The sequence below is a fragment of the Pseudomonas fulva genome, from assembly GCF_023517795.1.
GTDB classification, from domain to species: Bacteria; Pseudomonadota; Gammaproteobacteria; order Pseudomonadales; family Pseudomonadaceae; genus Aquipseudomonas; species Aquipseudomonas fulva_D.
Window position 1 is genome coordinate 2,651,397 of sequence record NZ_CP082928.1, and the last position, 14,081, is coordinate 2,665,477.

General features: G+C 65.7%; 16 protein-coding genes. 12 read left to right on the forward strand and 4 right to left on the reverse strand.

Annotated features, from left to right (window positions below):
• The first annotated feature begins 59 nt into the window (after positions 1-59).
• The 5 genes from K8U54_RS11935 (at position 60) to K8U54_RS11955 (ending at position 4,381) form a co-directional block, all read left to right on the forward strand.
• Complete coding sequence (locus K8U54_RS11935; protein WP_249910300.1) at positions 60-1,067, forward strand: Bug family tripartite tricarboxylate transporter substrate binding protein; 1,008 nt, start codon at positions 60-62, stop codon at positions 1,065-1,067.
• Between the two features lie 68 nt (positions 1,068-1,135).
• Positions 1,136-1,627: a tripartite tricarboxylate transporter TctB family protein gene (locus K8U54_RS11940; RefSeq protein WP_249910301.1), complete on the forward strand. Its 492-nt coding sequence runs from the start codon at positions 1,136-1,138 to the stop codon at positions 1,625-1,627.
• 2 nt (positions 1,628-1,629) lie between these two features.
• Positions 1,630-3,165 (forward strand): tripartite tricarboxylate transporter permease, encoded by a 1,536-nt coding sequence (locus K8U54_RS11945; protein WP_249910302.1) that lies wholly within the window; start codon positions 1,630-1,632, stop codon positions 3,163-3,165.
• Positions 3,165-3,944, forward strand: coding sequence for an SDR family NAD(P)-dependent oxidoreductase (locus tag K8U54_RS11950; protein WP_249910303.1), 780 nt, complete (start codon positions 3,165-3,167; stop codon positions 3,942-3,944). The genes K8U54_RS11945 and K8U54_RS11950 overlap by 1 nt, the downstream gene beginning before the upstream one ends.
• A complete protein-coding gene (locus K8U54_RS11955) occupies positions 3,941-4,381 on the forward strand; it encodes a GlcG/HbpS family heme-binding protein (protein ID WP_249910304.1) in 441 nt (146 codons plus the stop codon). The genes K8U54_RS11950 and K8U54_RS11955 overlap by 4 nt, the downstream gene beginning before the upstream one ends.
• 40 nt (positions 4,382-4,421) lie before the next feature.
• On the opposite strand, the gene K8U54_RS11960 is transcribed toward K8U54_RS11955, so the two are convergent.
• Positions 4,422-4,664, reverse strand: a complete 243-nt coding sequence (locus tag K8U54_RS11960; protein WP_075960223.1) for a DUF4282 domain-containing protein — start codon at positions 4,662-4,664, stop codon at positions 4,422-4,424.
• Positions 4,665-4,866: 202 nt separating this feature from the next.
• On the opposite strand from K8U54_RS11960, the gene K8U54_RS11965 reads away from it, so the two are divergent.
• Complete coding sequence (locus K8U54_RS11965) at positions 4,867-5,532, forward strand: glutathione S-transferase family protein (protein WP_249910305.1); 666 nt, start codon at positions 4,867-4,869, stop codon at positions 5,530-5,532.
• On the opposite strand, the gene K8U54_RS11970 is transcribed toward K8U54_RS11965, so the two are convergent.
• From K8U54_RS11970 to argH, 3 genes are read right to left on the reverse strand one after another with little or no spacing between them, the layout of a single operon-like run.
• A complete protein-coding gene (locus K8U54_RS11970) occupies positions 5,533-6,012 on the reverse strand; it encodes a GNAT family N-acetyltransferase (RefSeq protein WP_249910306.1) in 480 nt (159 codons plus the stop codon).
• Between the two features lie 19 nt (positions 6,013-6,031).
• Entirely contained in the window at positions 6,032-6,274 is a 243-nt protein-coding gene (locus tag K8U54_RS11975) for a hypothetical protein (RefSeq protein WP_249910307.1), read from the reverse strand.
• Between the two features lie 35 nt (positions 6,275-6,309).
• Entirely contained in the window at positions 6,310-7,704 is a 1,395-nt protein-coding gene (argH, locus tag K8U54_RS11980; RefSeq protein ID WP_249910308.1) for an argininosuccinate lyase, read from the reverse strand.
• Positions 7,705-7,923: 219 nt separating this feature from the next.
• Here argH and K8U54_RS11985 point away from each other — a divergent pair, with 219 nt between their 5' ends.
• From K8U54_RS11985 to K8U54_RS12010, 6 genes are all read left to right on the forward strand, one after another.
• Positions 7,924-9,000 carry a sensor histidine kinase gene (locus K8U54_RS11985; protein WP_249910309.1) on the forward strand — a complete coding sequence of 359 codons (1,077 nt, stop codon included), beginning with the start codon at positions 7,924-7,926 and terminating at the stop codon, positions 8,998-9,000.
• A complete protein-coding gene (locus tag K8U54_RS11990) occupies positions 8,997-9,743 on the forward strand; it encodes a LytR/AlgR family response regulator transcription factor (protein ID WP_249910310.1) in 747 nt (248 codons plus the stop codon). The genes K8U54_RS11985 and K8U54_RS11990 overlap by 4 nt, the downstream gene beginning before the upstream one ends.
• Positions 9,744-9,846: 103 nt before the next feature.
• On the forward strand, positions 9,847-10,785 hold the full coding sequence (gene hemC / locus K8U54_RS11995) for a hydroxymethylbilane synthase (RefSeq protein WP_249910311.1): 939 nt from the start codon (positions 9,847-9,849) through the stop codon (positions 10,783-10,785).
• Positions 10,782-11,555 carry a uroporphyrinogen-III synthase gene (locus K8U54_RS12000; protein ID WP_249910312.1) on the forward strand — a complete coding sequence of 258 codons (774 nt, stop codon included), beginning with the start codon at positions 10,782-10,784 and terminating at the stop codon, positions 11,553-11,555. The genes hemC and K8U54_RS12000 overlap by 4 nt, the downstream gene beginning before the upstream one ends.
• A gap of 16 nt (positions 11,556-11,571) precedes the next feature.
• A complete protein-coding gene (locus K8U54_RS12005) occupies positions 11,572-12,708 on the forward strand; it encodes a uroporphyrinogen-III C-methyltransferase (RefSeq protein ID WP_249910313.1) in 1,137 nt (378 codons plus the stop codon).
• Positions 12,705-13,982, forward strand: a complete 1,278-nt coding sequence (locus tag K8U54_RS12010; RefSeq protein WP_249910314.1) for a heme biosynthesis HemY N-terminal domain-containing protein — start codon at positions 12,705-12,707, stop codon at positions 13,980-13,982. Before K8U54_RS12005 ends, K8U54_RS12010 begins: the two co-directional genes overlap by 4 nt.
• Positions 13,983-14,081 lie beyond the last annotated feature (99 nt).

Here is a 14,081-nt window from a genome sequence, read left to right on the forward strand (position 1 = left end):
TTCGCTGCACCCGACCACCATGACAGCCGTACTCGACAATAATAAAAGGAGAGCTCGTTATGCTCGTTAACCACGCACCTCGCACGTCCTTGCTTGGCAAGCTACTGAGCCGCACCGGCTGCAAGCTGGCCGCACTGAGCCTCGCCCTGGGCCTGGCCATGCCGGCAATGGCCGCCGAATGGCCGAGCCGTCCCGTCAGCATCATCGTCCCGGCTGGTGCGGGCGGTGGCTCGGACGGCACCGCGCGCATCCTGTCCAAGTACCTCAAGCAGGAGCTGGGGCAGCAGTTCAACGTCATCAACCTGGGGCAGGGCGGCGGCGTGGTCGGCATCCAGCGGATCATCAGCGCGAAGGCTGATGGCTACACCCTGGGCATCCTGTTCAACTACGCGCACTACAAGGAAATGGGCCAGGCCGACTTCAAGGCCAGCGACTTCACGCCCATTGGCCAGTACAATTTCGACCTCGCCGGTTTCCAGGTCAATACCGACTCGCCCTTCACCAGCCTGCGGCAGGCGCTCGATGCGCTGAAGGCCGACCCTGGCAAATACACCATCGCCTGTGCCGGTGGTTGCGGCGGTTCCTGGCCGATGGCCGTGGCCGGCCTGCTGGATGCCTGGCAGGTCGACCTGCAGAAGGTGCGCATGATTCCCGGCCAGGGCGCCGCTGCGGCGATGCAGGACCTGGCTGCCGGTGGTGTCGACTTCGTGCCGTGCTCGCTGCCCGAGGCCGATGCGCTGCTGCGCTCGAACAAGGTTCGCAGCCTGGCGGTATTCGGTTCCGAGCGTCAGGCCGCCTACCCGGACGTGCCGACCCTCAAGGAGCAAACCGGTCTGGATCTGGAGCTGGGCTCGTTCCGTGCGCTGGTGGCGCCCGCCGGCCTGCCGGATGACATCAAGGTCAAGCTCGAAGCGACCCTGGAGAAGATCTACAACGACCCCGAGTGGCGCAAGGAAATGGAAGGCCGCGGCTTCCGTCCGCAATGGCGCAACGCCGAGGCCTTCGGAGAGTACCTGGAGCAGCACACCCGTGACGTCCAGGCACTGATCAGCAAGCTCAACCCGTAAATCGTTGCGGTGCCACGCCTGCCTGTCCGGCGGGTGCGGCACCCGGCTGCTCGCCAGGAGCGCACACCATGAAATTCAGCGACATCGCCCTCGGGGTGCTCTTCACCCTGCTCGGGCTGGGTGTTCTGCTGCACGGCCAGCAGATGAAAACTTCGCCGTTCTTCCAATACGGTGCCGGCTTCTTTCCGTCGATCATCGGCAGCCTGCTGGCGGTTTGCGGGGTGATTCTGCTGATCAGGGGCGTGCGTCTGGCGCTGGTTCGGCAGGACGGCGGTTTCTGGCTGGTGCAGGCCGGCCCCTGGCTGCGCGATCACGAGCGGCTGATCAATATCCTGCTGGTGCCGCTGCTGGTGGTGGTGTTCATCGCCACCATCGAACGCGTCGGCTTCCTGCTTTGCTGCGTGGTGCTGGTCGGCGTGTTGGGCCAGCGCTTCAGCGGCCGGCCGTTGTTGTCCTGGATGACGGCGGTATGGGTCACCCTGTTCCTCTACCTGTTCTTCCAGCAGGTGATGAGCGTGCAACTGCCCATGGGCTTTCTCACCGATTACCTGGGGGGTTGAGTGTGGACACGATAATCAACGCTTTCGGCATGGTGATGACCTTCGAAGTATTGGCCGTGATGGTGATCGCAGCCCTCTACGGGCTGTTCGTCGGCGCCATTCCCGGCCTCACCGCGACCATGGCGGTCGCGCTGATGGTGCCAGTGACGTTCTTCATGGACCCGGTGCCGGCCATCTCCGCAATCGTCACCATGGCCGCGATGGCGATCTTTGCCGGTGACCTGCCCGCGGTGTACATGCGCATGCCCGGTACGCCCGCTTCGGCGGCCTACACCGAACCGTGCTATGGCCTGGCGCAACGCGGCCTGGGTGAATACGCGCTGAGCATGAGCGCGGTCAGCTCAGCCATCGGCGGCAGCATCGGCGTACTGGCGCTGATTCTGTTCGCGCCATTCTTGGCCGAGTTCGCCCTCAACTTCAGTTCGTTCGAGTATTTCTGGCTGGCCTGCATGGGCCTGACCGCCGCCATCGCGGTCGCCGACAGCTCGCCAGTCAAGGGCGCCATTTCGCTGCTGCTCGGTTTGCTGGTGGCCAGCGTGGGGCTGGATCCGGTGTCGGGCGAGGCGCGCTTCACGTTTGGCAATGCCGACCTGCTCGGCGGTCTGGGCTTCATCCCGGTGATCATCGGCCTGTTTGCCGTGGCGGAAATTCTGCGTTTCTGCACCCGCAACAGCCGTGCCGGTAACTCCCGGCAGGCCGCGCTGGTGGCGCAGAAGCCCATGTTGCTGCAAGCGCTGCGCGACATCTTCAAGTACAAGGCGGGTGTCGGTCAGGGCTCGTTCGTCGGTGTGCTGGTCGGCATCCTGCCGGGGGCGGGCGCCGATGTGGCGGCGTACATTTCCTACGCCATGTCCAAGCGCGCCGCCGCCAGGCGCACCACGCCGGACGAGGTCAACATGGCCAAGATCGTTCCGGCTACCGCCGCCAACAATGCGGCAGTGGGTGGCAGCTTCATCCCCGCCACGGTGTTCGGCATTCCCGGTGATTCGCTGACCGCCATCGTCATCGGCGTGCTGTTCATGAAGGGGCTGAATCCGGGGCCGACGATCTTTACCGAGAACGCCGACATGATCAATGCGGTGTTTCTAGCCTTCTTGCTCGCCAACATCCTGCTGATCCCTTTCGGCTTTCTCGCCATCAAGCTGTTCAAGCGCGTGCTGCAGGTGCCCCAGAGCATCCTCATGCCGGTGATTCTGGCGTTCTCGATCGTCGGCGCCTTCGCGGTGGAAAACACCCTGTTCGCCATCGTCACCATTCTCGCCTTCGGCATCGTCGGCTTTGTGATGGAAGAGAACGGCTTTCCGCTGGCACCGATGATTCTCGGCATCGTCCTCGGGCCGATGCTCGAGGAAACCTTCATCACCTCGATGATGCGCGCCCAGGGTGACCTGATGGTGTTCTTCGAGCGCCCGGTTTCCCTGGCGCTGGCCATCATCACCCTGTCGCTGTGGATGCTGCCGCTGCTACTGCGTGTGCTCAAGCGCCGTGCCAGCAGCTCTGTGCCACCTCCTGCCCACCCTAAAGAGGAATGTTCCTAATGACCTTCAATGACCTGCGCGGCAAGCGTGTGCTGATCACTGGCTCCACCCTGGGTATTGGCCTGGCAACTGCCCGTGCCTTCGCCAGGCTTGGTGCCAACGTCGGCATTACCGCGCGCAACACGCCGGCCAATCTCGATGCGCTGCTCAAGGAACTGTCGGCCGATGGTGGCCAGGCGGCGTTCTTCGCCGGCGATCTCGGCAAGACCGAGGCCTGCGTGGCCACCGTCGCTGCCTTCGTCGAGCGTTTCGGCGGTATCGACGTGCTGATCAACAACGCCGGTGCGCTCCTGGAGCGCCGTGGCCTGGAGAGCATCGACGATGCCTTCTTCGACGCCATGACCGACGTCAACCTGCGCTCGGCGCTGATGGTCACCCGGGAGGCTATTCCTCATCTGCGCGCCTCGGCCAAGGCCAGCGGGCAGAGTGCAGCGGTGATCACCACCGGCTCGATCGCCGCACATGGTGGCGGTGGCCCAGGCGCCAGCCTGTATGCAGCGGCCAAGGCCTGGCTGCACAACATCCAGCGTAACTGGGTGCGTGAATTCACCCCGGCCAATATCCGCTTCAACATCGTCTCCCCGGGTACCGTCGACACCGCCTTTCATGCCGACAAGGACGACGCGGCGCGTGCTGCGGTCAGCACCACCATTCCCATGGGCCGTTTCGGCACGCCGGAAGAGATGGCGCCGTCGTACCTGTTTCTCGCCTCGCACGCCTGCAGTGGTTACATCACCGGCCAGGTGCTCGACGTCAACGGCGGCCAGGCAATGCCATGAGTACGCCTACCCAGTTCGCGTCTGGCGTGCTGAGCTACGGTGCACCTATCGGGTTGCAGCTGGCGCGCCATATCGCCGCGGCGGCCGAGCGGGAGGCGCTGGCCCATGGCTGGCCGATGGTGATCGCCGTGGCCGACAGCGGCGGCAATCTGGTGCTGCTGCACAAGCTCGACGAGGCGGCGCTGGGCAGTGTCGAGGTGGCGATCAGGAAAGCCTGCACCGCGGCGCAGTTCAAGCGCTCCACCAAGGGGTTCGAAGAAACCCTTGCCACCGGCGGCGCAGCATTGCGGCTGCTGTCGATGCACAACGCCATTCTGCTGGAAGGCGGCGTGCCGCTGGTGCACGACGGCAAGGTCATCGGTGCTATCGGGGTGTCGGGCATGCACCCGACGCAGGACGGACAGGTGGCGTTGGCAGGAGCCGCTGCGCTGGCGTGAGTGCAGCGCCCGCGCACCCAGGTGCGCGGGTACTTGCGTCTCAGGGGCGGTTGGCGATCTTCTGCAGGTTCTCGTGAATCTTGAACAGCACGATCATCAGCTCGCAGCCGATACGTGCGCCGATGACGCCGCCGATCAGGGTGCCCAGGCCGCCGAGGAAACTGCCGTAGGCGCCGAACATCATCGTCAGGCTGCTCACCGCCACGCTGAGCAGCATCAGCCAGTAGACGAAGGTAATGATTTTCGGGGTGAGCATCGCGTCGAAGAAGAACAGGTTCTTCATGGGGGGATCTCCAGTCCATGGGTTGGCGAATGCCCGGTCGTTCGCGCCTGTCAGCTGCAAGCCGAGATACCGGGCGGGGCGCAGGGTAGCAGCCGTCACGGGCGGCGGCCAGTTGTCCGAAATGCCACTGGCGGGGCCTGGCGAATGCCGCTAGCGTGTTGTCCTGACCGAGCCCGGTCTGCCTACCAGAGGAAACGTATCCATGCTCAGGCTCCATGGTTTCGCTGTCAGCAACTACTACAACATGGTCAAGCTCGCCCTCCTGGAAAAGGGCCTGCCGTTCGAGGAAGTGCAGGTCTTCGCCTCCCGTGACGCGGCCTTCCTGGCGATCAGCCCGCGCGGCAAGGTGCCGGTGCTGCAATGCGAGCACGGTTACATCAGCGAGACCTCCGCCATCCTCGAATACCTCGAGGCGCTGGACCAGGGCCCGTCGCTGCTGCCCAGGAATGCCTACGAGCAGGCGCGGGTGCGCGAGTTGGCCAAGCACATCGAGCTGTACATCGAGCTGCCCGCCCGTGCCTGCTACGCCCAGGCGTTCTTTGGCCTGCCGGTCGACCCGGCGATCCAGGCCAAGAGCCGCGAAGAACTGCTGGCCGGTATCGACGCGCTCAAGCGCCTCGCCAGGTTCTCACCCTACGTGGCGGGCGACAGCCTGAGCCTGGCCGACCTGTATTTCCTGTACAGCCTCGACCTGGCCGCGGCCGTGGCCCACAAGCTGTTCGCCATCGACCTGCTGGGCGATTTCCCCAAGGCCCGGGCACTGCTCGAGCGCTTCGCCGAGAACCCCAACGTGCAGCGCATCGCGGCGGACAAGGACGCGCTGATGGGACCGTTCCTGGCTCACATGAAGGCGCGCTTCGGCGGCTGATCAGCCGGCGGCGAAGCTCGTCAGGGCTTCGCCGGTCAGGCGATAGCCGATCCACTCGTTCTGCGGCTTGGCACCGATGGAGTCGTAGAACTCGATGGCCGGCGTGTTCCAGTCCAGCACCGACCATTCGAAGCGCCCGCAACCACGGGCCACCGCCAGCTTGGCCAGGTGGCGCAGCAGCGCTTTACCCGCGCCGACGCCGCGTTGCTCCGGGGTGACGTAGAGGTCTTCCAGGTACAGGCCGTGCTTGCCCAGCCAGGTCGAGTAGTTGAAGAAATACACGGCGTAGCCGATCGGCTCGCCGTTCAGTTCACAGATCAGGCCGTGGGCGGTGCTGCCCTCGCCGAACAGGCTGGTTTCGATGCCGGCGACATCGGTCTTCACCTCGTGCTCGGCCTTCTCGTAGATGGCCAGGTCGGTGATGAAGCGCAGGATCAGGGCGGCGTCTTCGCGTACGGCGGGGCGAATGGTGAGGGCCATGGGATCTCTCATTGAGGTTTCAGCTATAGGTGATGGTCAGCCAGGCCAATGGCAAACCCACGAGGCAAAAGAAGCCGAATGCGGCGACCCAGGACGTACGTGAGCCCATCGGATCGTCCACGCACAGTGGCAGGGCCGGGTAGCGGCCCAGTGTCAGCAGGCGCAGGGCTAGCCAGCCGGTGATGTACAGGATGTAGCCGACGACGACCTCCAGTACCCACTCGGCGAGCAGTGCCAGGCCGCGCAGCAACAATTCAGGCAAGGGAACTCCTTTTCCCGTTTCTCGCCAAGGCGCGCTTAGCGGCTCGCCAGCAGCTCCCGGCCGCGCGCCACCGCCGCACGCACCTGAGCCGGTGCGGTGCCGCCGATATGGTTGCGGGCATTCACCGAGCCTTCCAGGGTCAGCACGGCGAACACGTCCTGCTCGATCTGGTCGCTGAACTGGCGCAGCTCGTCCAGGCTCATCTCGGCCAGGTCCTTGCCGCTGTCCACGCCATATTTCACCGCATGGCCGACGATCTCGTGGCAGTCGCGGAACGGCAGGCCCTTGCGCACCAGGTAATCGGCCAGGTCGGTGGCGGTGGAGAAACCGCGTAGCGCCGCCTCACGCATGATGGCGTGCTTGGGCTTGATGGCCGGGATCATGTCGGCGAAGGCACGCAGCGAATCACGCAGCGTATCGGCGGCGTCGAACAGCGGTTCCTTGTCTTCCTGGTTGTCCTTGTTGTAGGCCAGCGGCTGGCCTTTCATCAGGGTCAGCAGGCCGGTCAGGGCGCCGAACACGCGACCGGTCTTGCCGCGCACCAACTCGGGTACGTCCGGGTTCTTCTTCTGCGGCATGATCGAGCTGCCGGTGCAGAAACGATCCGGCAGGTCGATGAACTGGAACTGGGCGCTGGTCCAGAGCACCAGTTCTTCGGAGAAGCGCGACAGGTGCATCATCGCCAGGGAGGCGGCAGCGCAGAATTCGATGGCGAAGTCGCGATCCGACACGCCGTCCAGGGAATTGCCGCCCACGGCGTCGAAGCCCAGCAGCTCGGCGGTGATCTCACGCTGGATCGGGTAGGTGGTGCCGGCCAGCGCGGCGCTGCCCAGGGGCATGCGGTTGGTGCGCTTGCGGCAGTCGACCAGGCGCTCGTGGTCGCGGCTGAGCATTTCGAACCAGGCCAGCAGGTGGTGGCCGAAGGTCACCGGCTGGGCGGTCTGCAGGTGAGTGAAGCCGGGCATGATGGTGTCCGCTTCACGCTCGGCCTGGTCCAGCAGACCCTGCTGCAGGCGGGTGATCTCGGCGAGGATCAGGTCGATCTCGTCGCGCAGCCACAGGCGGATGTCGGTGGCCACCTGGTCGTTGCGCGAGCGGCCGGTGTGCAGCTTCTTGCCGGTCACGCCGATGCGGTCGGTTAGGCGCGCCTCGATGTTCATGTGCACGTCTTCCAGGTCGACGCGCCAGTCGAACTGGCCGGCTTCGATCTCGCCCTGGATCTGCGTGAGGCCATCGATGATCGCGTCGCGCTCGGCATCGCTGAGCACGCCGACCTTGGCCAGCATGCTGGCGTGGGCGATGGAGCCCATGATGTCGTGGCGATAAAGGCGCTTGTCGAATTCCACCGAGGCAGTGAAGCGGGCGACGAAGGCGTCGACGGGCTCGCTGAAGCGGCCGCCCCAGGACTGGTTGGTTTTCTCTTGGCTCATGAATATGACTCGGCTGTAGGCGTATTCGGACGGATCGAGGCGGCCCGTCGTGGCGGAAAAGTGTGCCGATGATAACAGACCCTGAACCCGGCGCAGCGGCCGGTACGAGTGTCGCCTGGGTCACAGTTTGATCCCTTCGCCATGGGTTTGCGTGGCTTATTTCGCTCGCCTGCGGTGGCCTCTCTTGCCCGTCGCGCAGCGCCCGCCGAAACTGCAGCGATGAACGATAAACGCAAGACCTCGACCCCCCAGGCGCCGAACGATTTCTTCGTGCCCGAACTGTGCCAGCCCGAAGCGCTGCTCAGCACCGTGCTGCTCGCCGAGTTGCTGGTGCTGGTGCTGGTGCTCGCCGAGCCGATGCTGCCCGGTTTCGACTGGGTGCGCCTGGCGCTGACCTCGTTGTTCGTGCAGTGGATCGTGTTGTTGTCCTCGGCACTGCTGTGCCGCCTCAGGCCGCTGCTCGCGCGGCTGCCGGCGATGTGGGCGGGGGCGGCCTGCTGCGCCCTGGTGGTGGGGCTGACGCTGGGCTGTACGGCAGTGGCCGACTACTACGACCTGGGCGGCCCGCTGCCCCATGAGGGTGAGGTCAACCTGTACCTGCGCCATGCGCTGATCAGCCTGATCATGTCGGCGCTGCTGCTGCGTTATTTCTATCTGCAGAGCCAGTGGCGGCGTCAGGAGCAGGCCGAGCTGCGCGCACGCATCGAATCGCTGCAGGCGCGCATCCGCCCGCACTTCCTGTTCAACAGTTTGAACAGCATCGCGAGCCTGGTTGTCACAGATTCTGCCAGGGCGGAACAGGCGGTGCTGGATCTCTCCGACCTGTTCCGGGCAAGCCTGGCCAAGCCCGGTAGCCTCGTCAGTTGGAACGAGGAACTGGAACTGGCACGGCGGTACCTGTCGATCGAGCAATACCGGCTTGGCGAACGGCTACAGTTGCAGTGGGACGTCGACGATGTACCCGCTGACCTGCCGATTCCCCAGCTGACCCTGCAGCCGTTGCTGGAGAACGCTCTGATCTACGGTATCCAGCCACGTATCGAAGGGGGACTGGTGCAGATATCAGCCACATACAACGATGGAATCTTCCATCTCAGCGTCAGCAATCCCTATGAGGAGGGCGGCGCGCCCATGGCTTCGCGCGGCACGCACCAGGCGCTGGCCAATATCGATGCGCGGCTTGCGGCACTTTTCGGTTCGCAGGCCAATCTCAGTGTGGAGCGCCGCGATGGCCTTCACTACACCCGTCTACGCTACCCATGTGCAAGACCCATGCAGGAAGCCAGATCATTATGAATGTCTTGATCGTTGATGACGAACCCCTTGCCCGCGAGCGCCTGAGCCGAATGGTGGCCGCGCTGGACGGCTATCGTGTGGTCGAGCCCTCTGCGAGCAATGGCGAGGAGGCGCTGGCGCTCGTCGAGAGCCTCAAGCCCGATGTCGTGCTGCTCGACATCCGCATGCCGGGCCTCGATGGTCTGCAGGCCGCTGCCAAGCTTTGCGAACGCGAGGCACCGCCCGCGGTGATCTTCTGCACGGCCCATGATGAATTCGCGGTGGAGGCGTTCCAGGTCAGCGCGGTGGGCTATCTGGTCAAGCCCGTGCGCCCCGAGCACCTCGAGGATGCGCTGAAGAAAGCCGAGCGCCTCAATCGCGTACAACTGGCGGCGCTGACCCGCCCGGCAGCGGAAAGTGGCGTTGGCCCGCGCAGCCATATCAGCGCGCGGACTCGCAAGGGCATCGAGCTGATCCCCCTGGATGACGTCATCTATTTCATCGCCGATCACAAATACGTCACCTTGCGCCATGAGGGAGGCGAGGTGCTGCTCGACGAGCCGCTCAAGGCCCTCGAAGACGAATTCGGTGATCGCTTCGTGCGCATCCACCGCAACGCCCTGGTGGCGCGCGAGCGCATCGAGCGCCTGCAGCGCACCCCGTTGGGCCACTTCCAGCTTTACCTCAAGGGCCTCAATGGTGATGCGCTGGTGGTCAGCCGTCGCCATGTCGCGGGTGTACGCAAATTGATGAGCCAGATCTAGCAGCGGCGTCGCGGGCAGTAGGGCGAAGGGTCGCAGCCGGGTTCGGGCCGGCGCCCCGTGAGCCTGTTATCATCCGCGGCAACTGGTTTTCTGGAACGTGCAAATGCCCCGCGAAATTCGCATCGCCACCCGCAAGAGTGCCCTGGCCCTGTGGCAGGCCGAACACGTCAAGGCCCGTCTCGAGGCGGCCCACCCGGGTCTGCAGGTGAGCCTGGTGCCAATGGTCAGCAAGGGCGACAAGCTGCTCGATGCACCCTTGGCCAAGATCGGCGGCAAGGGTTTGTTCGTCAAGGAGCTGGAAACCGCCCTGCTGGAAGACCAGGCCGACATCGCCGTGCATTCGATGAAGGACGTGCCGATGGATTTTCCCGCAGGTCTCGGCCTGTTCTGCATCTGTGAGCGTGAAGACCCACGTGACGCCTTCGTCTCCAATACCTACGAAAGCCTCGACGCGTTGCCCGCCGGCAGCGTGGTCGGCACCTCCAGCCTGCGTCGCCAGGCCCAGCTGCTGGCCCGACGCCCGGACCTGAACATCCATTTCCTGCGTGGCAACGTCAACACCCGCCTGGCCAAGCTGGATGCCGGTGAGTACGACGCCATCATCCTCGCTGCCGCGGGTCTGATTCGCCTGGGTTTCGAGGAGCGCATCCGCGCCTCCATCACCGTCGAGCACAGCCTGCCGGCGGGCGGGCAGGGCGCGGTGGGCATCGAATGCCGGGTTGCCGACAGCGAGTTGCAGCAACTGCTGGCGCCGCTCAACCACACCGAGACGGCCTTGCGCGTGACCGCCGAGCGCGCCATGAACAAGCGCCTCAACGGCGGCTGTCAGGTGCCCATCGCCTGCTATGCGATTCTCGAAGGCGAGCAACTGTGGCTGCGCGGCCTGGTCGGTGAGCCCGATGGCAGCCGCCTGCTGCGCGCCGAACAGCGCGGCTCGGCCGAAGATGCCGAGCGCCTTGGCATCGAGGTCGCCGAAGCGCTGCTGGCCCAGGGCGCCGGCGAGATCCTCAACGCCATCTACGGCGAGGCGGCTGCCGAGTGAGCCCCTGGCGCCTGCTGCTGACGCGCCCCGAGCAGGAGTGCCAGGCGCTGGCCCGATCGCTCGCCGGCGAAGGCATCCATGGCGCCTGCCTGCCCCTGCTGGGCATCGAGCCACTGCCGGAAACGCCCCAGCAAAGCGCCACCATCTGCGACCTGCACCGCTACACGGCGGTGATCGTGGTGAGCAAGCCGGCCGCCCGCTTCGGGCTCGAGCTGCTGGATCGCTACTGGCCGCAGCCGCTTGCCGATCAGCCCTGGTTCAGCGTCGGTGCCGGCACCGGGCAGATCCTTGTCGACTATGGCCTGACGGTGTTCTGGCCCAAACACGGCGACGACAGCGAAGCCCTGCTGGACCTGCCCGAGTTGCAGGCGGCGCTCGAGGAGGCGATGTTTCCCCGGGTGCTGATCATCCGCGGCGAGGATGGCCGCACCCTGCTGGCCGAGCGCTTGCAGGCGCAAGGCGTCGAGGTGGACTATCTGCCGGTCTACCGCCGTGTGCTGCCAGCCTACCCCGCCGGTACCCTGCAGCAGCTGATACAGGTGGAACGCTTGAATGCCCTGGTGGTCAGCAGTGGGCAGGGCCTGATGCATCTGAGGCAACTGGCGGCGGATGACTGGCCCACGCTGGCGCAGCTACCCTTGTTCGTGCCCAGCCCGCGCGTTGCCGAAATGGCGCGTGCGCTCGGTGCGGTTGATGTTGTGGATTGCCGCGGTGCCGACACCGCGGCGTTGTTGGCGGCCTTGCGTGCGCAGGCTTCGCCCGACTCTTGAAGCAAAGGATGGATACGTGAGCGAAGCGACTCCCCCCAACGAGCAGGATCAGCCTGTGCAGACCGCCCCCGAATCGTCCCCAGCCGCTGCCGAGGCCAAGCCGGCGGCGCGCGGCTCGGCGATGGCCGCCGCGGCCCTGTTGGTCGGTGCCATCGGTGTCGGCGTCGGCGGCTGGAGTGCCTGGCAATTGCACAGCCTGCAAGGCGAGGCACGGCAACAGGCCGGCCAGCTCGAGCAGGCCCGCAGCCAGACCCAGGCATTGGCGCAGCGCACCGAGGGCCTCAGTGGCCGCTTCGAGCAGTTGCCCAGTGTCGAGGAGCTCGAGGAGCGTCGCCAACTGGTGGCGCAGCTGCAGGGTGACCAGCAATTGCTCAATCGCCGCCTGGAGACCGTGCTGGGTGCCAGCCGCCAGGACTGGCGCCTGGCCGAGGCCGAGCACCTGCTGCGCCTGGCCAGCCTGCGCCTGTCGGCGTTGCAGGACATCAACAGCGCCACGGCGCTGGTCCAGGCGGCCGACGAGATCCTCCGCGACCAGGATGACCCGGCGGCCTTCGCTGCCCGCGAGCAACTGGCCAAGAGCCTGGAGGCCTTGCGCGCCACCGCCAACCCTGATCGCACCGGGCTGTTCCTGCAGCTCGGCGCACTGCGCGAGCAGGCGTCGCAACTCAACTCGCTGAATCCCAAATTCGTCGCTGACGGTGGCGTGCTCGGCGAACTGGCGGCCGAAAGCGAGCCCGGCACCTGGTGGGGCCAGGGTCTGCACAAGCTCTCGCAGTATTTCCGCCTCGATTTCAATGCCGATCAGAACGTGCGCCCGCTGCTGGCCGGGCAGAGCCTGACGCAGGTCCGTCTGGCCCTGAGCCTGGCGCTCGAGCAGGCCCAGTGGGCTGCGCTGCATGGCCAGACCCAGGTCTATCGGCAGGCCCTGCAGCAGGCCGCCGAGGTGCTGGACGCCAACTTCAACCGTGACAACCCGGACAGCCGCGCCCTGCGCGCCCGCGTTGGCGAGCTGGTCGACCAGCCCATCGAGGTCAAGGCGCCCGAACTCAGCGAATCGCTCAACGCCGTGCAGGCTTATATCGAGCACAAGCAGTCGGCGCGTGAGCGCCTCAAGGATGCCCCCGGCGAGGATGGCGGGGAGGAGCGCCCATGAAGCGCGTGTACCTGCTGTTGCTCAGCGTGTTGGTGATCGGCGGGCTGGCGCTGCTGGGCCTGGCCATCTCCGAACATCAGGGCTACGTGCTGTTCGCCTACAAGGGGTTCCGCTACGAATCGACCCTGTGGGCCTTCGTGCTGCTGATCGTCGCGGTCGTCCTGGCGCTGTGGCTGCTGCGGGTTTTGCTTCGAGCAGTGCTGGTGTCGGTCGGGCTGATCAACCCCTGGTCGCGACTGCACCGCGAGCGCCGGGTGCGCAGCGCGTCCGAGCACGGTTTTCAGGAGTTGATCGAAGGCCGCTGGAGCAAGGCGCAGACGCACCTGAGCCGCATCGCGCGCAACGAGCCGCGACCTCTGATCCACTACCTGGGCGCTGCCCGGGCCGCCCACAACCTCGAGCACTACGAACAAAGCGACGCCCTGCTCGAGGAGGCACTGCAGCGCCAGCCCAACGCCGAGCTGGCGATCGCCCTGACCCACGCCGAGCTGCAACTGGCGCGTGGTGACGTCGACAATGCCCAGGAAACCCTGCAGGTGATGCACGAGCGCCATCCGCACAACCCGCAGGTGCTGCGCCAGCTGCAGCAGCTCTACACGACGCGGGGCGACTGGCAGGCCGTGCTCAAGCTGCTGCCGGTATTGCGCAAGGAAAAGGCCATGGCGCCTGCCGAGCTGATGGCGCTGGAGCGCCGCGCCTGGCGTGAATACCTGCTCGGCCTGGATTTCAACGAGGCGGGCGACGGCGCGCTGCCGTCATTGGCCCAGGCCTGGGAACGCCTGTCGCCCAGCTTGCGTGGCGATCCCGAATTGCTGGCGGTGTACGCCGATCGCCTGCGTGCCCTCGGCGCCGAGCCGGGTGCCGAGGAGCTGCTCAACAAGGCCTTGAACCGCGAGTACGACAGCCGCCTGGCACGCCTATACGGATTGCTGCGTGGCCGTGATTCGGCCAGGCAACTGCAGGCTGCCGAAGGCTGGCTCAAACAGCATCCCGATGATGCCGGCTTGCTGCTCACCCTGGGTCGGCTGAGCCTGCATAACCAGCTGTGGGGCAAGGCCCGTGATTACTTCGAGGCCAGCCTGACGCTCGAGCGGCACCCCGAGACCTGTGCCGAACTGGCGCGCCTGCTGGCGCAACTGGGCGAAGTGGAACGCAGTAACCGTTTGTTTCAGGAAGGCCTGGGGCTGCTCGACCGCCGCCTGAGTGGTCAGGCCGTGAGCGTGGCGCCCGTATCCAGCGTCGCCCAGGCCCAGGGTACGCCGCTTCAGGGCTGACCCAGGTCCGTGCGCGTCGGCCGGGCCGGCGCCGCTTCAATCGCCCTTGAAGGGCGATTGAAGCGGGCATAACCTGAGACGAAATGAGAGGTCGGACTA